Raw genomic sequence first — 21,157 nt, 5'->3', positions numbered from 1 at the left:
TTCTCTGCTACAGCAGACCTAACGCGAGTACCGGGAAGGCAATAAGCAACACCAACCGAACCACATCCGACAGCACAAAAGGAACAACGCCTTTAAATATTTCGCCGAGCTTGACATCCTGAGCAACGGACTTAATCACAAACACGTTCATGCCAATCGGCGGTGTAATCAGGCCCAACTCAACGGTAATCACCGTAATGATGCCAAACCAAACCGGATCGAACCCAGCCTGCATGGCCAAGGGGTAAACGATCGGAACCGTCAGCAACAACATGGCAATGGAATCCATTACCATGCCGAGTACAACGTATAAGCCCAGGATGCACAGGAGCACAACAAAAGGCGTCAGGTCGAGTGAACCGACCAGCTCAATCAGAGCAAAAGACACACGCGAGACAGACAGGAAAAAGCCAAAAATTTCTGCACCAATGACCATGAAGAAAATCATTGTCGACATCACCATAGCTTCCTGAATGGAGTCGACAAAATCTTTCCACGTCATGCCGCGGAACAACGCAATCACGAGGGTGCCAACGGCACCGACGGCGGCCGCTTCTGTTGGCGTAAAAATACCGCCGTAGATGCCACCAATGATGAGCGCAAACACCGTACCGAAGGGAATGAGGCCTTTCAGTCCGCGCAGTTTCTCCATGAATGAGGTTGCCAACCCTGGCGTAGCCAGTTCCGGTTTGATCCAAACCGTGATCGCTACCGCCAACATATAAAGCACCAGCCCCATGAGTCCGGGAATGATGCCGGCAATAAACATGTCACCTACCGACTGTTCAGTTAGCAGCCCATAAAGCAGCAATGCAATGGAGGGTGGGATCATGATCCCCAGGGTTCCGCCGGCGGCCAGAGTCCCGGTGGCCAACGAGTTGGCGTATCCGTTTTTCTGCATTTCAGGTAAAGCAACTTTTGACATACTGGCGGCTGTCGCCAATGAAGAGCCGGAGATGGCCGAAAAGATGCCACAGGAAGAGACGGCGGCTAACGCCATGCCACCGCGCCATGCACCAAACAGTGACTTGGCCCCATTAAAAAGTTCAGCGGACATTTTTGCTTTCGACGCAAAAACCCCCATCAAAATAAACAACGGCACCGGACTGAAGCTGTAGTTTGACAAGGTGTCGAACGCCCCGCTTTCTAATACGGAAATCGCCGGATCAAACGCGACAATCCAACCAAAACCAATAAAGCCTGTCATCGCCATTGCCAGGGCGATCGGCATGCGCAAGGCGATTGCGCCGAGCATGCCGGCCATGCAAATCAAACCGATAATCTGAGTACTCATGCCAGTTCTCCATCTCGGTCAAACCACAGAATTAAGGAAATGGAAACAGCACGTAATCCGAGGACCGCCATACCAACGGCGGCGAGATAATAGATATAAAACATAGGAATCATCAGATCCTGCGTGGTTTCACCGGACTGTTTAGCCAGTGATCCCGAATGAATGAGGTTTTCCGCCATCAGAAAACCGAAAGCAGCAAAAAACAACATATAGAATGCTGCGATTCGCGTTTTGGATTTGACTGACCAGTTATCAGTAAACAGATCAACCACCACCTGCCCACGATTCAATCCATATGGCATGCAATAGGCTAACGCGAACAGCAAACCGTATTTGACCATTTCAAAACTGCCCGGAAAGGTTAAATCCACTTCCCCTTTGGTCATGCCAAAAAGCGTTCGGGTCAGAATATCGGCAATCACGACGAGCATGATAAATAACAGACTGATTCCGCCAACGATGTTCAGGCTATAGGCAATACGGTTCACCCAGAGATTAAATTGATACACAACTCGGGCTCCTAACAGATAGAAACAGGTTTGGAAAATGCGGCTCAGACGAGCCGCATTGCTGCATCGTAAACGTCAGTGAATACGATGCTTACATGCCACAGGAAGCGGCAAGGGCAACCGCCTGATCATAGACGTCGCGTGCTGGCAGACCTTTCTCCTGCAGGTCATCCAGATAGGCTTTACGTGCATTCACGATGGGGGCTTTCCAAACCGGGTTTTCCGTGCCGCCTTCGATGGTCACGATGGTGTGACCGGCATCCACAGCTTGCTGTCGACCCAGGGAATCCAGTTCATCAAACACTTCACCCGCTTTATTGGCCCACTCCAAGCCGCTGTTGTTATCAATCACCGCTTTCAGATCGGCTGGCAGACTGTCGTAAACCTGCTTATTCATGGTCACAATGAATGTCAGCGTGTAGAGACCTTCAATCTCGGTATGGCTTTCAGCCAACTCGTTCAAACGGAACGACATCGCCCCTTCCCAAGGCAAGGCAACGCCGTCAATCACACCTCGTTGCATAGAGGTATAGCTTTCCGGTGCCGCCATACCGACGGGTTGAGCACCCAGTTGTTCAAGAATGTTCGCCACCACGGTGGTTGGACGACGCATACGCAGACCTTTCAAATCAGCCGGCTGCATAATGGCTTCACCCTTGTTGTGAAAACCACCGGAACCATGCGTGAAGAAAAACAGCGGGTGCGTATCACCAAATTCACTGTCTAATGCCCCGTTATCATACAGAGACTGGACGATGCAGGAGCCATTTACCGCATTAGACTGAACACCCGGCAGTTCGACCACCTGAGTCAGCGGAAAACGGTTTGCGCTGTACCCAAGGACGGTCGCAGTCGCATCCATAATACGATTTTTAACGGCATCGTACTGAGCCGGCGGAGCCGCCAGTGTGCCGCTGGGATAAATCTCAACATCAATGCGACCGTTGGACTCGGCCTCTACTTTCTCTTCCCAGACGCTGAGAAGCTTGGTGTGCGGTCCGGCTACCGCCGGCCAAAGGTGACCCAGACGAATGGTGACGTCTGCGGCCATGGTGGTTGTACTGATCGCCAGTGCAGTAACGCCGGATATGGCTATTCGGGTAAATGACTTCATAACTTCCTCTCTGACTCTTGTTTTTGTTTTATCTATTGTTGATGCGAGACGGTTATCAACAAACAGGACCGTAAAGTGCTTGGCCCTGCCGACGATAGCTGACTGACCTGAACGCGGCGTTAACCGTCTCAAACAGTTTGATATCGCAAACTTGTAAAATGCAGTATCCCCCTTTGATCTTAAAAAACTATTTAGAATTGTTTTACAGGTTATAAGTTTCTGTTATAGCATCGAACAGGATAAGCCCTGTCGAGAGGTTCAGTGATGCCTACAAAAACGATAAATTTCAGGCACTTAAAGCTGTTTTCAGAGGTTGCACGACTGCACAGCATTAATGCAGCTGCCGAGCAAAACTTTGTGACTCAATCGGCCTTGACCCAGGCCATTTTAAAAATGGAGAAACAGCTGGGAGCCGACCTTTTTCAACGCCGGCACAATGGAATGTTCCTGACCGATGCCGGAGACATGTTTCTGCTGCGTACCCGGCGCTGCCTTAACTTCCTCGATACCGGGGTTAAGGAATCACAAAACAATCGCAACCGCAGCAGCGCCAAACAAGCCCTGCTACACAGCGAAAACATGACTCATGTGCAGCTGAGAACGCTGATTGCATTGCAACACACAACGAGCTTCAGTGCCGCGGCGCGGGAAATGAATGTCAGCCAACCGGCCGTTTACCGCGCTGCCAGAGACCTGGAAAGCCTGCTCGATATGTCATTATTTGAAAAAACGAGCCATGGCATTGCCCTGACCAAAGCCGCGAAGAACCTGACCCGATACGTATTGCTTGCGTTTCGGGAACTGGAACTGGCGTTTACTGAGCTGGCCGAACTGAATGGGTCCGACATCACCCACATTGCCATTGGGTCGATGCCTCTGGCCCGTACGATCCTGCTTCCGCGTGCGATCGACCGTTTATCTTCACTCAAGCCCGATGTCAGCATTTCCATTGTCGATGGCCCCTATGACGATCTGTTGATGCGGCTACTCAATGGTGAGCTTGACTTCCTCGTCGGCGCTTTACGTGATCCGCCACCCAGCACAGACGTCGAACAGACCGCCATGTTTGACAGCCCTCTGCAGATTGCTGCCCGCAACGGTCATCCTTTAGTCGAACAAAGCGATATCCAGCTCTCCGATCTGGCGGAATACAGTTGGGTACTCCCGCGAACCGGTACCCCGACGCGCACCATTTTTGAAAATCTTATCGGGCAACATCTGGAAAGCCGCGGCGGTCTGATTGAGTGCAGTTCACAAAGCCTGATCCATCAACTGCTACACAACAGTAACCGACTCACTTTTTTATCCAGCCACCAACTGGAACAGGAAATTCAGGAAGGCCGCATGAAAGCGCTGGATTTTTCGCTCCCTGGTGCCACTCGCCCGATTGGGATCACCACGCGCAAAGACTGGCATCCGACAACAACTCAGCAACTCTTTATCTCGATTATTCGCAACCTGAGTAATGAGATGACAGCGGCACAGACCCATTAACCAGGCACTTTAAGGATCTTATCTCAGGCCAAGCCTGGTCACATATAACAAAAACTAATATCAAATTAAAAAGAACTAAATAGCCGCCTCCGCCCCGATCCTCAATACTCGCTGAACAATAAAAATCGATACGATTGGGGTTACAAAAATGATTATTGATTGTCATGGTCACTACACAACAACACCAAAAGGCGTTGAAGACTATCGCAACGCGCAGAAAGCCGCAGTCGCAAAAGACCCTTCATTCAAGGGCGAGAAAGGTCAGGTAGTCGTTTCTGACGATGAAATCCGGGAAAGCATTGAAAACAACCAGCTGAAAATGCAGCGCGAACGGGGTACCGACCTCACCATCTTTTCACCACGCGCCAGCTGGATGGGACATCACATTGGCAACGAGTACACCAGTCAGTTCTGGACTGAACACCAGAACGATTTAATCCGGCGGGTGTGTGACCTGTTTCCGAAGAACTTTGCGCCGGTTGCCCAGCTACCTCAATCGCCGGGCGTCGACCCGGCAAAATCCGTCCCGGAAATCGTACGCACAGTCGAACAGATGGGATTCATCGGTATCAACCTGAATCCGGATCCATCCGGCGGTTACTGGAAGGACACCTCATTAGCTGATCGCGCGTTTTACCCAATCTATGAAAAAATGGTGGAGTACGACATTCCGGCAATGATCCATGTGAGTGCCGCCTGTAATGATTGCTTTCACACCACAGGCTCACACTATCTGGGTGCTGACACCACCGGCTTTCAACAGTTGATCATGTCCGATGTGTTCAAAGACTTCCCGTCACTTAAAATTATCATTCCACATGGCGGCGGTGCTGTGCCCTACCACTGGGGACGTTTCCGTGGTCTCATGCAGGACCAGGGATACGCCCCATTGGAAGAGTCTGCGTTAAAGAATATATATTTTGATACCTGTGTGTATCATCAACGTGGCATTGACCTGTTACTCGACATTGTACCAACCCAAAATATTCTGTTTGCTTCCGAAATGATTGGTGCGGTGCGCGGTATTGACCCGGAAACCGGACACAACTTTGACGATACCAAACGCTACATCGATAACAACACAGCTCTGAACGCCGAAGAGAAAGCCATGATCTTCGAAGGCAATGCCCGTCGCGTATTCAGTCGATTGAAGACAGACTGAGCGATCGGTGTCGATGCAAATCGACACTTTCTGGAAACGACAAAAGCCCGTCGCTTTGATATGTGCCGGGCTTTTTATTAATTAAAAGTTTTCTGTGTCGATGTCTGCCTGGGCAGCATCATTGTAACGGCGCCCGTATACCTGTTGGTCGTTAATGGCTTTGTCTAGCCGTTGCCATTGAAGATCTGACAAGGTCACCCCGGTCGCTTCGAAGTTATCCTGCAAGTGCGATAAACGGGTAGTGCCCGGGATCGCGACGATATGAGCATCGCGTTGCAGCACCCAGGCCAGCGCCACCTGAGCCATGGTCGCGTTCAGTTCCTCGGCCACTTCCTGCAATGGGGTCAACAGTTCGAGATTTTTAGGATAATTCTCGGCACTGAAGCGCGGCATGGTGCGACGCAAATCCCGCTCACCCAGTGAGTTAACGTCCGTTAAAGTACCGCACAAGTACCCTCTCGCCACCGGACTGAAGGCAACAAAGGTCGTACCCAGCTCACGACACTTATCGATCACGGCAATATCGGCGTTGCGCGTCCACAACGAGAACTCAGTTTGCACGGCGGCAATCGGATGCACAGCATGTGCGCGTGCCAATGTTTCGGCCGAAACCTCCGACAGACCCACGGCTCCGATTTTACCGGCACTAACCAGATCGGCCATCGCGCCCATACTGTCTTCCAACGGTACATTTTTATCGTAACGATGTAAGTAATAAAGATCGATATAATCGGTACTCAGTCGTTTCAGAGCTGCGTCACAGGTTTTCTTAATGGTTTCCGGCCGACCATCCAGAGAGCGCTTACCGGCGTCATCCGGTACCAACACACATTTGCTGGCGAGAAAAAACTCATCCCGGCGATGAGACACGGCCTTACCGATGAGAGACTCATTGGCACCAAAACCATAAAGCGCCGCTGTATCAAAATGGTTGTAGCCAATATCCAGAGCCCTGTTCAACAGTGCTACGGCATCTTGTTCCGGTGGAGGCGTTCCATAGGCATGAGAAAGGTTCATACACCCTAAACCAATACGCGCTGTCTCGTTGAGTTTCATTTGTAATCCTTCTATTGAAATACGACGTCTTCAGACCGGCATCACCAAACGATATTCTGAAGCTCACCCGATCGATACCAATGTGGCTCATTGTACCGATGCTTTGTCTCGATAAAACCAGACAAAAGCCGACCGCAATAACTATCGCTGTTGGTAGTTGCAGGACAATTTCCGGGCACTCACCGCTAAAGCCCGAATTCTCCTTTGTTGCGACCATCCCGCCATTCGGCCCGATTGATTCGTTTCACAGCTGGGACGCTCCGTTTTACAGCAATGGTGTCAGCAAGGGTCATTTATGATTTGTCCCCTTTGGTATTTCACATACTTTGTGCAGGGCTTTATGCATTCCAAATCAGCGACGTTTTACATCACCCTAATTTTAACCATCAGTCTGTCCGTGATTGCCATCGACAGTATCATTCCGGCCATTCCATCGATGACGCTCGCCTTCCAGACGGATCCGGGTTTGAGCCAGCTGACAATCGGGCTGTATCTGGCCGGCTACGCCCTTGGACAAATTCCGATGGGGTTGTTGTCTGATCGTTTTGGTCGTCGCCCGGTTTTTCTTATTGGCATGACAGGTTTCACCCTGCTCAGCGTCGCAACCGTATTCGCCGACACCATCTCGCAACTGCTGGTCATTCGCTTTGTTCAGGGCGTTGCCGGCACGGTTGGGCCGGTCGTTGCCCGTGCCGTTGCAAGAGATACCCATCACGGCAAAGACCTCGACAAATTGATGGCCATTCTGGTGACGTCGCTCGCGGCCGGCGCCATGATTGCACCCATTCTGGGGACGCTCATTGTGAGTCTGTTTGGTTGGAAAGCCCCATTGATCCTCAATGCGGTCATTGGCGGTCTGTGCTTGATTCTGTTGCTGACATCGCTGCCGGAAAGTCATCGACCCAACCGAGACCTGCACCCCTGGGTACAAACCAAACAAAGTGCTCTGGCGTTTTTTACCAATCGTCAGGCGCTGGTCGCGTCTTTTGTTGTGTCCTTTACGTTCTTTGCCTATTTCTCGATTGCGACCGGCCTAGGGTCCATTCTTGTGGATTACTACCACTACCCTGCCCACGTGGTCGGTTGGGGGTTCGCGCTGGCAGTCACCTTCTACATGGTCTCTGCCCAAGTCTGTCGTTTTCGCATTCACCGACAGTCTGCGGAAAAGCTCATGCATCAAGGCAGTCTGTTTTATCTGCTGGCCGTCGTGGTTGCCGCCTTACTGATCGTCACGCTGCTTCTGGGCGCTCAATTGTCTGTCGTGGCGCTTTATGGTCTTTTGTTGTTGTTTTTGGTCGGTATGGGGCATGTTTTTGCACCGGCTTCGGCGGTGACCATGCAACCGCTAGGACACATTGCCGGCTTTGCGGCGTCCATGCTGGGAACCTTACAAATGGGCTTGGGCACCTTAGGCGCGAGTTTGACCGCTGTGTTTTATGATCAGACGCCGATCAGCTTGATCGGCGTTCTGATGCTGGGTGCATTGTTCAGTGCCATCCTGATTCGAACGCACTACCGCAGTTAACCCCAGTCCTCGATCGGAAACCCGGCATACTGCTCGGCGAGCCAGGCTTGCGCATGTTCCGACGCTTCTATGCTGTCCAGCTCTGCCGCCTGGGTACGATGATCAAAGGCTGAATGCTCAGGAAACACATGCAGCAGAGAGGTCATCCACCAACTGAATCGCTCAGTTTTCCATACCCGATCCAATGCCGTCGCTGAGTAGCGATCAATCAGTTCATCACTGCCGGTCTGCAGCTTGAGCGTCAATGCGCGCCAGAGATAGTAGACATCCGACATCGCCAGGTTCAGACCTTTTGCTCCCGTCGGCGGAACGATATGTGCCGCATCCCCGGCCAAAAATAAATGACCGTAGCGCATGGGTTCCGAAACAAAGCTGCGCAGCGGCGCAATGGATTTTTCAATGGAAGGACCGGTGGTAATCTGCGCGGCAATATCCGGCGGGAAGCGGGTAATCAGCTCGTCCCAAAAACGTTCATCTGACCAATCCTCGACTTTGTCGGTTATCGGGCACTGAACATAATAACGACTGAGCATTGGCGAACGTTGTGACGCCAGTGCAAAACCACGCTCGTGCTGCACATACCACAAGTCTTCCAGTGGCGGTGTTTCTGACATCACACCTAACCACCCGAAGGGATACACTTTCTCAAAAGTTTTCAGAACGGTATCGGGAATCGACTGACGACTGACACCATGATAGCCATCGCACCCGGCAATGAACTGCGCATCGACCCGGTACTCTTCACCCTGCCGTTTAAAGGTGACATAAGGGTTGTCCAGTAACTCATTCAACACAACGTCGTCACATTCATCGAGCACAAGTCCATCAATACTATCGACCGCCGCGTAGAGATCTTCGGTCACGTAGGTCTGACCATAGGCCATAAAGGGTTTTCCGGCCCACTTCTGCGAGTCAATCAACATATGATCGGCCCCGCGCCAAGCTACCCGGGTTCCGGCATGAACATGCCCTTCCCGGTCCATACGTTCACCAACACCCGCCCGTCGCAACAGCTCGACACTGGTCCATTCCAATACGCCGGCACGTATGCGGGACAGCACATGATCACGGCTGGAGCGTTCAATCACGATGCTCTCAATGCCTTCTTTTGCCAATAACAGCGATAACAACATACCCGATGGACCACCACCTACAATGGCGACCTGGGTCTTCATAGGTTTACTCATAACTCTCACCGTTTTTGTTTTTATTCGTCTGAAATTTACGATTCAGAACCATTAGCAAGAGAAAGATTACCATCGTCTGATGGGATTCCAGTGATAACCATTTGTTATCACCGAAAAGAATGCAAACCTAAGCGTCAGGTGCTTCCGGCAACGTCCGCGAATACTTTTGATACTCGAATGGGTCTCTGACTCTCAAAGCACGGATCGGTCGCGGGGTTACCGACCAAAGTTTGAGTACTCTGGCAAACTGGCCAGGATATCTTCGTGATTGGTGACGTAGTTGCGAAGATCGTACAGTGCATCGAGCAACGGTTTCATCAGGTTCATACGATGCGTTTCGTGCATAAAAGAGCGTGCCGATCCGATAAAAGTCAACCGGACGATACGATCAATGAGCGGGCGCGGCAGTGACTTCAGCAAAGTACGTTCAGCAAAGGTCATCTTTCGCTCACCGTCATATAGCATCAACGAGAGGATGGCCCGTTTACTCAGTTTCGGTTCCAGCATTTTCATGGCCTGAAACGCTTCTGACAAGGCGTCATGTTCGCGATTGGCTTTAAACAAAATCGCTTTCAAGGTTAACAGCATGTAATGGTAGGTACCGCCATTTGGAATCATGGCAATGGCCTGATCATAACAATCCAGCGCCTGATCAAAGCGTCCTTCAAAGGCGTGAATCTTTCCAACCGTCTTCAGCGTTGCGGCTGGATGACTCATCTGACCGTGTGCTTTTTCCGCCAACTGGCGACCGTGAGTTTTGTCGCCGCACTGATACAGCACTTCTGCGCTGGCGGCCAGATACAATGCTTCGTTATCGAGGTACGGCAGCGCCGTCTGAATCAATGACTGCATTTCACCTAAAGCTTTCTGATAGTGAGTCACATACCCCATTAATATTCGATTGCGCATGTTCAGTGCCATGAGCACTTTCGCGTGAGGGTCATCCGGTTGTTCGTGCATCAGATTGTTCAGGTACTGCTGTGTGACTCGATGCTGGGGTCCATCGTTTTCATACTTTGATGTGACGTTAAACAGCGCAACGTCAAGAGGGTTCGCGGTTAATCCTTCCGTCTGCATCAATAGATCACACCGCACCATAAACGAATGGACGGCGTCGACAACCGGGCTTGCTTGGTCAGTCAGTTCGGTAACAGAAAACTGGCCTAAGTTTTCGGACAGTGCACTCTGGTGGCGACGAATGTTCAAAACCATCTGCATCGTCTCCGGACCAGACAGAGGCAAGGCTTCAAGGTAATAATGAGTTGGGTCGGCACCGACATCGATTTCATTCGACGCCATGTGACCCAATCTCACAGTACATTCCAACTGAGAAGACAACTGTTGCTGCAGTGTTTGCAGCGCCCGATCAACGACAGGTCTATCCAATAAATTGGGGGCAGACAAGTCCAGCACAACCAGCGTGTTTTTATCCGGTTGCTCAACGTTAACAGCCGTGTCATAAACCCAGCGATAACCTTCGCCATAAAGCGTTTCAATCACTTGCGGACGCTTACCGGAATCGCCCAGTTTTTTCCGCAGCCGGCTAACAGAGTTATCCAAACTGCGACTGCTGAGATCCTCGAGACCGTCCTGAGATAAGGTGTCCAGCAGACGCTCACGACCAATGAGCTGGTTCGGGTGTGCAGCGAGAACTTCACAAAGGCGGGTTTCACGCCGGGTCAGCCGAACGGTTTTGCCGTTAATGTCGGCACTTCTGGACTCCAAACTCAATTCAAGCTTCATACAACCTTCCCGAATATTCCGTCAATTGACGACTTTTGCGACATTTTGACGACATTTTCCTGATAAAACTGGCCTCCAGCCTTCCAAATTGGGTCGCTAATACCGAACCTGCGGCCGCCCATAAGTACAAAAGCAAGGACAGACAGGATGAACATCGCGACCACACTTCGCCATTTCAGTACCACCGCCCTGATCGGATTGGGTACCCTGATTCTGATCGGGTGCAACCCCGCTGCGGACTCCGAAAACGAGAACAGCCCGGGCAACGTCACCATCGGCGGCAGCATTACCGGCTTGCAAGACGGAACCATTACGCTGCAACTCAACGGTGAAGACACCTTATCACTCAGCCAGAACGGCAGCTACGTTTTCACCGGAGAGTTTCCGGAGGCATTCAGCTACGCCATTACCGTGTTCAGTCACCCGGACTATCAGCAATGCAGCATTCAGAACGACAACGGTACGGTGAGCCCGGACCAGCCCAGCGACAACATCATTGTAACCTGTGAGGACATCGACACTGACGGTGACCGGTTGACCGACCGCCACGAAGCGGCGTTGGGTACATTGATCACTGAAGCCGACTCCGATGGCGATGGCTATACCGACGGTGAAGAAGTCATTGATCGCAACTTCAACCCCGGCCCCGGCGCCAATAATTTCCAATACAACCCGATGATTGCGGATGTTCCGGAGTTTGAAATCGAGCTGCTGACCGAACCGGCCTTCTGGCTCGACATTTCGGGCAGTTCGGCCAGAACCATCGGCAGCACTCAGGGCGGCAGCCGCACCACCGGCAATACAACCAGTCAAAGCGGGTCTCATTCTATCGGGGCGGAAGTGACGATTGGCGTCGAAGCCAGTGCGGGCCTGTTCCAATGGGGTGGCGTTAACTCCAACCTGTCACTGTCCACGGAACATACCTTCAGCCACAGCTATGAGCAAATGGAAGAAAATGAAGACTCGTGGGAAGCCATTGAATCGCTGGAAACTACCGATGTGGTTGAGGGAGGTGGTGTGAACATGGCCATCAGCGTGCGCAATGTTGGCCATGTCAGCGTGTCGTTAAAAGGGTTGCGCGTGAACCTGTCCGAATACACCCTCGGCCATAGCGGGTTTTCTCATGTGACTGATCTTGCCCAGGACACCTTACCGGGTGACTGCCAGTGCATCACCTTAGCACCCGGTGCTGAGTCGGTACGCATCGATATGGAGAAAGACGGGCTTGATCAGGAGACTGTACAACGCCTGATGAAATCCAAAGCCGTCAGTGCGTCCATCGGCAACTACAACATTGACAACGCCTACGGCGATTATCTGGTGACCGCTGAAGAGGTTTACGCCAAAACGGTTAAAGTCACCATTGATTACGGTCCCAACAATCCGCCAACGGAACAGTTTTTTGTGGCCGCCGATTCAAACAACGAATCCTCCGCACAAACCTCGCTGGCTCAGATTCTCAGTATTTTTGATGGTGGCAACAATCAAGTCGTACTCGACTCAGCAACCGGTGCGATTCACAGCCTGCGCGCGACGTCCAACGGCGAGTGGCTCATCCTTGTCGAACAAAGCGATGACAGTCTACCGGAAACGATGTATCTCAATGAGGACACCTATATCGGTTATGAAGACAACGCCGACCTGAACATCGTCAAAGGCTACGATGTGGCTAACATTAAACTCAGTTCCGCCGACAACGTAGAGCTGATTTTCCTCGCCGATGCCGACAGTGATGGCGTACTTGATCGATTGGAAAGTCTGTTCGGCACCCTCGATAACACCAATGTGGCCTCGCCGACCGATTTTGATGGCGACGGACTGACCGACAAAGAAGAACTGAATGGTTGGGTCGTCAATAAGTTCCACCCAAACGGCTTGTACGCGGGCGGGCCGACTCGATACTCCGATCCAAAAGTCGCCGATACCGATGGCGATGGGTTAAACGACGCCGATGAAAAAGCCGCCGGACTGGACCCGAGAAACCCCGACACCGATGGTGATTTGGAATCCGACGGGCCTGTCGATCCGGACTATGTTGACAGCCAAAATGACGGTCCAATGATTGCCGGCCCCGACACTGACAACGAAGGTTATCTGATTGGACAGTTCACCGTTTCAGACCTGACCATGTGGAGTGCGAAGCTCAGCGGCACAGTTGTACCCATCGACGGTTTGACGTCTTTAACCTATGCCATGACATACCCGGATGGCACCGTTGTTGGCCCCATTGATATATCCACTCTGAACAACGACGTCGATTTCGAGTTTGTCACCCTAGTCTCATCGACCTTGTTTGGTTATGGCCAGGTTGAGTTTTCGATCCGGGCCGAAGATACGTCCGGGAAAATATTCGAAAGCGAGCACACCATTTACACTTATCAACCCTTTTCATCAGCATTTGTGTTTACGCCTTGGGAAGATTGGTTTCAATACAATCCTTGGGGGTATGTCAGTCAGGTATACAATCCTCTGACTGCACAGGACATTGATGGTGACGGCACCATCGAGTTTGTCGGCATCAACTCTGACGGTATTCGAGTCTATGACCCGGATACCGTTGATTACTACCTCGTTGAAAACTCAGAAAACTTTGCGACCAGCACCGGCTCTGACACGCTCTGGAACTGGGATAATCAGCGATTTCTGGCTCGAATGACTGACGATGACGTTCTTGATGTCATTGGCTTTTCCGAACAGGGCGTCTGGATTGCCACCGGCAGTATGGTTAACAACCGATTATCGCTCGCTTCAACGCCAGTCGAGTACGGCAACAATAATTATGCCTCGTCAGACTGGAATCACGACTACAAGTACTTAGTCGACATCGACAGCGACGGACTCGACGATATTCTCGGCTTTTCAAATAAGATCATTGCCAGCAAAAACGATGGCAACTGGAGTGCGGACATCCCGTCTCTGAATGTGATGTATGACGGTGGCAGTTATTGGGCCAATGGCACCTGGGGACTGGATTACCAGAACTACATTCGCCAGTTCGCTGACATCAACGGGGACGGTTATCTTGATATCGTTGGCTTTGGTCGCGGATCCACGGTGGTGTCCTTAGCACAGTTCGGTGACGACCTGGGTGCTGGCCCTGGCTCTGGTTCCTACCAACTGCGGGATCGGCGCTATGACATCCCGGAATACGCGATCGAATCGCCACTGAGTTATACCGCCGTGGACCACCCAAGAATGCTGGCTGACGTGAATGGCGACCGCAAGCTGGATCTCGTCGGCTTTGGCCCTTCAGGTATTGAGGTTTCGGTCAATAATATGCGAGACCCGATCCCCGGCGCCTCGCCAAACGGCGGTGAGTTCGATCCGGAAAACTACAGCGAAAGCTGGGATGCGGCTGATACTTCCACGCAGATATTTCTGGCAAAACAAACGGTCGGTTTGAATCACATCAATCGAAATCAGGGGTATCTGCACGTACCCGCCGGTAACCCCTGGTATACCCCCGCCATTCATACCCGGGAGATTGTGGACATGAATGAAGATGGCCTGAACGACATCGTGATTTTTCATGACAATGCGGTTGAAGTGTTTTTCAACACGACGGAGGCGCCGGGCGCCAGTAATGTGCAGTTTGCAGATGCCGTCGTATGGTCTTTAGGATTTAAAGCGTCGGAAGAGATTTGGTATGAGCAATCCGGAGAGGTTCGTAAATACCGACAACGAGGCGTCGCCGATGTGAACAATGATGGCGTGATGGACTTCTGGGGCTTTGCAACCGATGGGTTAAAAATCGAGTACGGTACTCGGCTATTGCCCTGATCGAAAAAAAGATCTCAGCTAAAGTCAAAACCTGACGTCCCCGGCTAACGACCGGGGACGCCACATTAAGAACGCATGAGTGCGTATTTCTTATGCGACAGCAAACGGTTATTGATCCGCTCCGCATTCGCCATGATGCCTTCCAATGTCATTCCCGCCCGTTCACACACCCGTTGACTCTTGAAATTCTCAACGGCCACCGACGCTTCGATTTTGAATAAACCCAGCCGATCAAACCCGATCTGAACCAGCGCCTGAACGACCTGTGTTGCGATGCCCTGACCTTGTGCAGACTCAGCCAACCAATAACCGACCTCGGCTTTTTCCAAATTCTTATTCAATTCGACAAAGCCCGCCGTCCCCACCGGGGTTTGATCCATCAGGATGGTAAAAATCAGAGACTCTTCGTTCGCATACTCAATCAGCGAACGTTTAATAAAGGCCGAATAGTCCGCTTCGGACTGAATGAACTCAGGCCATACTAACCACTGCCTTAAGTAGCGCCGATCTCGATCCACTAACTCGAACAATGACTGGGATCGTTGGTAAGAAATCAGTTCCAGTGAAAGGCGCTCAGTCACTTCAATCGTAAACATCCGTTTTCTTTATCCTTTTGGTTATGTTGTCGTTTTTTAGTCCGAACGTTGACTCGTCATCGAGTGCCGAATGGTCTCTCGGTATTGGTCTAAGAACGAAATGTCCCGTTGATATCCAAGGTGATGACCTCGTTCAAGATCGCGAATGAACTTTTCATCGCCACGGTCGGCTTCTTGATGCATAAAATCGACTAGCGATGTTACTCGGTCAATCATGACCTCGGGGAGCTGACGTCTCAGTTCGTTACTCGCTCCATAACCGTCACAAAACAACCGGGCTCGATGAAGCTGCTCGTTTAAGTCTAATGTTCTTTCACCGTCGCAGGCCTTCATTGGTGCCCAGCAGTATACGGCAAACGCCAGGTCCCAGCTTCTCGGAGCCGGGTGGGCGGTATCAAAGTCGAACACACCGACCACGTTATCACCGTTTAGGGCTACATTGTATGGCGCAAAATCACCGTGACAGATCACCTCGAACGGTACACGTGGTGGCAGCATCCAGGTGAACGACGTAACGTCGTGTTCAGCCATAAATGACGCACTGGTCTCGTGAAGCTTGCGTAGTAACGTGGCGGCGGTTTGCAAAGCCTGCACACTGGCTATCGGCCCGGTCAACGGATAGTTATATGTTTGCCCGCGAACATAACTCAACATTTCCTGATTTTCGTCAACACCGATCACCTTCGGTACCTGGTAAATGCCCTGAGCTTGCCAATGATTCAGAACGCGATGAACGGTTGCACTCCAAGGTTGCAGTGGCCGGTAGACGATATCGCCTTTGCGAAAGATTTCTCCGGGTCGGCCTCCGGTGAGTTCATCCATGTGTTTTGCCTCTGCGTTATTCTGCTGATGTGACAGTGGGTTTAAACGGCAAGTTTGCCACAGTTCACTAATCGATAGTCACAAGGTTGTATTGACCGCAGTCATGATTCGTTGCCTCGCCCAAAGCAGTAAAGGATCGTCCACGCTGAGCGCATGCCAGTACAGTCGGGTTTCGGTCTGCGGCACCTCAAAGGGTAACGCCACTCGTTGTAAACCGCTGGTTTCCCAGGCAATGGCGATCGATTCTGGCAGCGTTAATAACAACGGCATCGTTTTTACGATGCGGATGGCCGTCGGGTAATTCTGGCAACGGACCACCACCTTCCGGTTAAAACCCAGTTGCGCAAACGCCAGGTCTTCAATCACTTTTCCGGTTGGCCGGTTCGATACGACAATGTGTTCGGCTTGGCCGTATGTCTCGGTGGTTAACTCATCCGTCGGAATGATCGATTCGTTGCCTAACACACAGAAACCGGACTGCGACAATGGCAGATGTTCTATCGGTGCGCTGAGCGGTCGGGCGATATCGATGGCGAAGTCCACTTCGCCGATCTCAAGCTGATGCTCCAATTGACTGCGATCCAGTTTCACACTGCTCAACGAAATGAGCGGTGCCGTATTACGAAAAACCGTTAACAACAGCGGGAACAACAGCGGCTCCAAAGCATCATGAATGGCGATCTGCAAAGCCTGGGTGCTGGTTTCCGGCGAGAACTCGCCGAACGACTGCAACGACCGCCGCAGTGTGTTCAGTGTTTGTAAGACCTCCGGAACCAATCGGCGGCAGACCGGAGTCGGCGTCATTTGCTGGCCACGACGCTCAAACAGCGGATCATCCAGACTGTCCCGCAACCGTTTTAACGCGTGACTGACGGCCGATGGCGTAATGTTCAGCGCTTCGGCGGCCCGGGTCAGGTTACGATGCTGATACATGGCTTCCAGCACTTTAAGCAGGTTGAGATCCAGCTGATTAAGAGTTTTCAGTGACGCCATAATGAATAAAATTCACACCTAAGATTTAATAACTTTCATTTCATTCACAGTATGGACTGACATAAACTGCGAGCACAAGAACAAAAACTTCAAGAGAGCATCGCATGGATTTCAATCACAGCCCGGCTTCACAGGCGGCTCTGGCGCGTCTCAAAGCCTTCATGACAGAACGGGTTCTGCCCGTCGAATCTCAACTGTTGGACATCAATCGGACGTTGAATGCCGGCGGCGACTGGACCCGCTGGAGCCTGATTCCTGAAATAGAAGCCCTGAAAACAGAAGCCCGGGAAGCCGGACTGTGGAACCTGTTCCTGCCGGATGCCGAGCTCGGTCAGGGGCTCAGTTGTACCGACTACGCACCTTTGGCGGAAGAAACCGGACGGGTGCTGTTTGCACCGGAAATCTTCAACTGCAATGCGCCGGATACCGGCAACATGGAAGTGCTTTATCATTTCGGGTCTGAACAGCAGAAAGAACAATGGCTCAAACCGTTGCTGAATGGCGACATCCGCTCGGTTTTCTGTATGACAGAACCCGAAGTTGCCTCCAGCGACGCCACCAACATGCAGGCCACCATTAAAGAAGATGGCGAATCGCTGGTACTGAATGGTCGTAAATGGTGGTCGACCGGTTTAGGTCATCCGAACGCAAAAGTCGCCATTTTCATGGGATTATCCAACCCCGAGGCGCCCAAACATGCTCAGCACGCAATGGTCTTAGTGCCGTTGGATGCAACCGGCGTTGAGATTGAGCGAATGCTGACCGCCAATGGCGATTATGACGCGCCTTATGGCCACGGTGAGGTGTCATTCAACAATGTCCGGGTCCCGCGGGAAAACCTTATCTGGGATCTCGGCAAGGGCTTTGCCATTGCACAGGGGCGCTTAGGCCCGGGTCGCATTCACCATTGCATGCGCGCCATCGGTGCAGCCGAGCGTGCATTGGAATTGGCCGTACAACGCGGACTGTCGCGTGTCGCCTTTGGTAAACCTTTAGTTAAACTCGGCGGCAATGCTGAGCGAATTGCCGATGCCCGCATGATGATCGATCAGGCCCGTTTACTGACACTGAACGCGGCGTGGAAAATCGATACCGTGGGTGTCAAAAATGCTATGACTGAAATCTCCGCAATCAAGGTGGTCGTGCCGAACATGCTGCAACAGGTCGCTGACATGGCAATTCAGATGCATGGTGGCGCAGGCGTGTCACACGACACCCCCCTGGCCTCCTTTGCCGCCGCGGCACGTATGTTGCGCCTGGCGGACGGTCCGGATGAAGTCCATCGACACATGGTCGCTCGTCTGGAAATTGCCAAACATCTGCCGGAGGGCCGAGCATGACCAACTTAGTCATTACCGGAGGCGCCTCCGGCTTGGGGCTGGCAATGGCCCAACGCTGGGCAAAAACCGGCACGAACATCTGTCTGATCGATCGGAACGAAGACGGCGCCGAGTTTGCATTACAGAAACTCCAGCGTCTGGGGGCCACCGCTTTCTTTATCTGTTGTGACGTCACCGACGACAACGCGGTGGCCGCGATGGCCGCCAAGGTGAAACAGCAACTGGGGACGATCGATATTCTGATCAACAGCGCCGGTGTTCCGACGGCGGGCAGCATTGAAGCGGAATCCATCGACGTCTGGCAATGGGTACTGAACATTAACCTGATGGGAACCGTTCGGGTCACCAAAGCCCTGGGACCATTGATGCGTCAGCAGGGAAAAGGACACATCATCAATGTGGCCTCGCAAGCCGGATTGACGCCAATGCCGATGATGGGGTCTTACAATGCCACGAAAGCAGCAGTCATCGCCTTCAGCGAAACCCTGCGTTTAGAGATGGCACCCTTTAACGTGGGGGTCAGCGTGCTCTGCCCGGCCTTTGTAAAAACCAATCTGGACAAATCGTTACCCGATGAGCAAAGTCAGATGCAAAGTGTGGTCACTAAACTGGTTCAGAAAGGCAATGTTTCCGCTGACGCGGTTGCAGACATGACGCATCAGGCGGTGCAATCGAACCAGTTTTTGATCACCACTCACCGTTTCGAACGACGGATTTACCGTCTGAAACGCTGGTTACCTAACCTGTATTACTGGTTGATGCAGCGCCGAACCAAAACGTTCACGCTTAAGGGGTACCATCATGACGGCTAGCTCAGTACTTGATCAGGCTCGCGACGTGCGAGCTGGTGAAGAGCTGCCGGTTGATTCGATTAACGACTGGCTGAAAACGCACCTGTCGATGCCATTGACCGGGTCACCAAAGGTCACGCAGTATTCAGGAGGCGCCTCGAACTGGACTTATTGCCTGAGCTATCCCGAACGGGACCTGATTCTCCGCCGCGCGCCAAAGGGCACCAAGGCTAAAGGTGCGCACGATATGGCCCGGGAGTTTCGGCTGCAGAAAGCCCTGAAACCCGTGTTCCCGGCGGTCCCGGAAATGTTCGCCCTCTGCCAGGACCCATCCGTGCTGGACAGCGATTTTTATATTATGGAGAAACTTCAGGGCATCATACCCCGGAGAAACTTTCCCAAGGGCTTGTCGGTATCCGAAGATCAGGCACGTACATTATGCCTGAATATGCTCGACCAGTTGGTGCAACTGCACGAGGTTGATCTGGAGGCGACCGGCCTGCATGACCTCGCCAAAGGCGAAGGTTATCTTGATCGTCAACTCAGTGGCTGGTGCGACCGATACACCAAAGCCAAAACCTGGAATGTGCCCAGTGCCAAAAAAGTAATGCGCTGGTTGCAGGAAAACAAACCGACGGATGAAAACATCTGCTTAACGCACAATGACTTCCGTCTCGACAATCTGGTGCTGGCGACTGATGACCCGACACGCATTACCGGCATTCTGGATTGGGAGCTGGCGACGCTGGGCGATCCGCTGATGGATCTCGGCAACGCCCTCGCCTATTGGGTCGAAGCGAAGGATGATCGGCTGGCCCAAGCCACACGCCGACAGCCGACACACTTGCCCGGCATGCTCACTCGCGCTGAAATGATTGAGACCTACCTTGCTAAACGAGGTTTGGAACACACCGATTTCCGCTGGTATGAAGTGTTTGGACTGTTTCGTTTAGCCGGCATTGCCCAACAGATTTATTATCGATACCACCACAAACAGACCCGCAATCCGGCTTTTAAAAACTTTTGGTTTTTTGTGCACTATCTGCTGTGGCGGAGTAAAAAGGCGATGCGAACATGACCAAGGTGATTTATCTAGTTCGTCATGGTCAGGCAAGCTTCGGTCAGGCCAACTATGACGAACTGTCACTGTTGGGCATTGAACAAAGCCATCGGGTCGGGTCGGCGCTGGCACAAAAACCGGAAGAGACCGACACTCTGTTCAGTGGTACCTTGCAACGTCACCGGCAAACGTTTGAACACGCTTGTCCATCCTGTCCTCCACCAACGGCGTTACCGGAATGGAATGAGTTTGACCATGAGGCTATTTTCAAAGCCCACATGACCCGGACAAACCTTTCCCGTGAAGCAGCAATGAGTTTCTCAGACTCGGAACGTCTGGCATTCTTTAAGGCCGCCGTACTTAACTGGGTCACTCAGGTTGACGAACCGGATAACGGAGAAGAGTCCTGGCGGGCCTTCCGTACCAGAGTTCAACAGGGATTGTTGACCACGATCGAAGCGACCGATAAAGCCTCGCTTGTATTTACTTCGGGCGGACCTATTGCCTCCATTGTCGGAGAGCTTTGGCAGTTCAGTGCCGAACAAATCCTGCGGCTGAATCAATCCTTAATCAACACCGGCATTACCAAACTTCTAGTGCACGCAAAAGGGATCGACGTGGTGACGATCAACGAACATGTTCATCTGGAGCATGCCGGCAAACGTTTGATTACCTACAAATAAAAACAAAA

17 protein-coding genes are annotated in these 21,157 nt (G+C 52.0%); 8 read left to right on the top strand and 9 right to left on the bottom strand.

Going from position 1 to position 21,157, the window contains the following annotated elements:
- Positions 1 to 7: 7 nt before the first annotated feature.
- The 3 genes from MED297_RS17340 to MED297_RS17330 all read right to left on the bottom strand — a co-directional run bounded on the left by MED297_RS17340 (position 8) and on the right by MED297_RS17330 (position 2,917).
- Complete coding sequence (locus tag MED297_RS17340) at positions 8 to 1,294, bottom strand: TRAP transporter large permease (protein ID WP_008047214.1); 1,287 nt, start codon at positions 1,292 to 1,294, stop codon at positions 8 to 10.
- Positions 1,291 to 1,803, bottom strand: coding sequence for a TRAP transporter small permease (locus MED297_RS17335; protein WP_008047212.1), 513 nt, complete (start codon positions 1,801 to 1,803; stop codon positions 1,291 to 1,293). Before MED297_RS17335 ends, MED297_RS17340 begins: the two co-directional genes overlap by 4 nt.
- Positions 1,804 to 1,894: 91 nt before the next feature.
- The gene (locus tag MED297_RS17330; protein WP_008047210.1) at positions 1,895 to 2,917 is read right to left on the bottom strand and encodes a TRAP transporter substrate-binding protein; all 1,023 of its coding nucleotides are present in this window, start codon (positions 2,915 to 2,917) and stop codon (positions 1,895 to 1,897) included.
- A gap of 264 nt (positions 2,918 to 3,181) precedes the next feature.
- Here MED297_RS17330 and MED297_RS17325 point away from each other — a divergent pair, with 264 nt between their 5' ends.
- Together MED297_RS17325 and MED297_RS17320 are read left to right on the top strand one after the other, a co-directional pair.
- Entirely contained in the window at positions 3,182 to 4,411 is a 1,230-nt protein-coding gene (locus MED297_RS17325) for a LysR family transcriptional regulator (protein WP_008047208.1), read from the top strand.
- A gap of 148 nt (positions 4,412 to 4,559) precedes the next feature.
- Positions 4,560 to 5,573 (top strand): amidohydrolase family protein, encoded by a 1,014-nt coding sequence (locus tag MED297_RS17320; RefSeq protein WP_008047207.1) that lies wholly within the window; start codon positions 4,560 to 4,562, stop codon positions 5,571 to 5,573.
- 81 nt (positions 5,574 to 5,654) lie between these two features.
- Here the strand turns inward: MED297_RS17320 and MED297_RS17315 are convergent, their stop codons facing one another.
- Complete coding sequence (locus tag MED297_RS17315; RefSeq protein WP_008047205.1) at positions 5,655 to 6,629, bottom strand: aldo/keto reductase; 975 nt, start codon at positions 6,627 to 6,629, stop codon at positions 5,655 to 5,657.
- Between the two features lie 340 nt (positions 6,630 to 6,969).
- On the opposite strand from MED297_RS17315, the gene MED297_RS17310 reads away from it, so the two are divergent.
- Positions 6,970 to 8,154, top strand: a complete 1,185-nt coding sequence (locus tag MED297_RS17310; protein WP_040557491.1) for an MFS transporter — start codon at positions 6,970 to 6,972, stop codon at positions 8,152 to 8,154.
- Here MED297_RS17310 and pobA read toward each other — a convergent pair.
- Complete coding sequence (gene pobA / locus MED297_RS17305; RefSeq protein ID WP_008047203.1) at positions 8,151 to 9,341, bottom strand: 4-hydroxybenzoate 3-monooxygenase; 1,191 nt, start codon at positions 9,339 to 9,341, stop codon at positions 8,151 to 8,153. The two genes, MED297_RS17310 and pobA, sit on opposite strands and share 4 nt — an antisense overlap.
- 216 nt (positions 9,342 to 9,557) lie before the next feature.
- Positions 9,558 to 11,084 carry a winged helix-turn-helix domain-containing protein gene (locus MED297_RS17300; protein WP_008047202.1) on the bottom strand — a complete coding sequence of 509 codons (1,527 nt, stop codon included), beginning with the start codon at positions 11,082 to 11,084 and terminating at the stop codon, positions 9,558 to 9,560.
- A 147-nt stretch (positions 11,085 to 11,231) separates the two neighbouring features.
- On the opposite strand from MED297_RS17300, the gene MED297_RS17295 reads away from it, so the two are divergent.
- Positions 11,232 to 14,864 carry a hypothetical protein gene (locus MED297_RS17295; RefSeq protein ID WP_008047201.1) on the top strand — a complete coding sequence of 1,211 codons (3,633 nt, stop codon included), beginning with the start codon at positions 11,232 to 11,234 and terminating at the stop codon, positions 14,862 to 14,864.
- A 65-nt stretch (positions 14,865 to 14,929) separates the two neighbouring features.
- Here the strand turns inward: MED297_RS17295 and MED297_RS17290 are convergent, their stop codons facing one another.
- The 3 genes from MED297_RS17290 to MED297_RS17280 all read right to left on the bottom strand — a co-directional run bounded on the left by MED297_RS17290 (position 14,930) and on the right by MED297_RS17280 (position 17,275).
- Complete coding sequence (locus tag MED297_RS17290) at positions 14,930 to 15,460, bottom strand: GNAT family N-acetyltransferase (RefSeq protein WP_008047200.1); 531 nt, start codon at positions 15,458 to 15,460, stop codon at positions 14,930 to 14,932.
- A gap of 36 nt (positions 15,461 to 15,496) precedes the next feature.
- On the bottom strand, positions 15,497 to 16,282 hold the full coding sequence (locus MED297_RS17285) for a phosphotransferase enzyme family protein (protein WP_008047199.1): 786 nt from the start codon (positions 16,280 to 16,282) through the stop codon (positions 15,497 to 15,499).
- A gap of 78 nt (positions 16,283 to 16,360) precedes the next feature.
- Positions 16,361 to 17,275 carry a LysR family transcriptional regulator gene (locus MED297_RS17280; RefSeq protein WP_008047198.1) on the bottom strand — a complete coding sequence of 305 codons (915 nt, stop codon included), beginning with the start codon at positions 17,273 to 17,275 and terminating at the stop codon, positions 16,361 to 16,363.
- 104 nt (positions 17,276 to 17,379) lie between these two features.
- Here MED297_RS17280 and MED297_RS17275 point away from each other — a divergent pair, with 104 nt between their 5' ends.
- The 4 genes from MED297_RS17275 to MED297_RS17260 are packed head-to-tail and all read left to right on the top strand — an operon-like array spanning position 17,380 to position 21,149.
- Positions 17,380 to 18,615 (top strand): acyl-CoA dehydrogenase family protein, encoded by a 1,236-nt coding sequence (locus MED297_RS17275; protein WP_008047197.1) that lies wholly within the window; start codon positions 17,380 to 17,382, stop codon positions 18,613 to 18,615.
- Positions 18,612 to 19,427: an SDR family oxidoreductase gene (locus tag MED297_RS17270; protein WP_008047196.1), complete on the top strand. Its 816-nt coding sequence runs from the start codon at positions 18,612 to 18,614 to the stop codon at positions 19,425 to 19,427. The genes MED297_RS17275 and MED297_RS17270 overlap by 4 nt, the downstream gene beginning before the upstream one ends.
- On the top strand, positions 19,417 to 20,484 hold the full coding sequence (locus tag MED297_RS17265; RefSeq protein WP_008047195.1) for a phosphotransferase family protein: 1,068 nt from the start codon (positions 19,417 to 19,419) through the stop codon (positions 20,482 to 20,484). Before MED297_RS17270 ends, MED297_RS17265 begins: the two co-directional genes overlap by 11 nt.
- Complete coding sequence (locus tag MED297_RS17260) at positions 20,481 to 21,149, top strand: histidine phosphatase family protein (protein ID WP_008047194.1); 669 nt, start codon at positions 20,481 to 20,483, stop codon at positions 21,147 to 21,149. The genes MED297_RS17265 and MED297_RS17260 overlap by 4 nt, the downstream gene beginning before the upstream one ends.
- The last annotated feature ends 8 nt before the right edge of the window (positions 21,150 to 21,157 follow it).

This window comes from Reinekea blandensis MED297, from assembly GCF_000153185.1.
Lineage (GTDB): Bacteria > Pseudomonadota > Gammaproteobacteria > Pseudomonadales > Natronospirillaceae > Reinekea > Reinekea blandensis.
The sequence above is the reverse complement of the archived record's forward strand: the minus strand, read 5'-3'. Positions and strand labels throughout refer to the sequence as shown.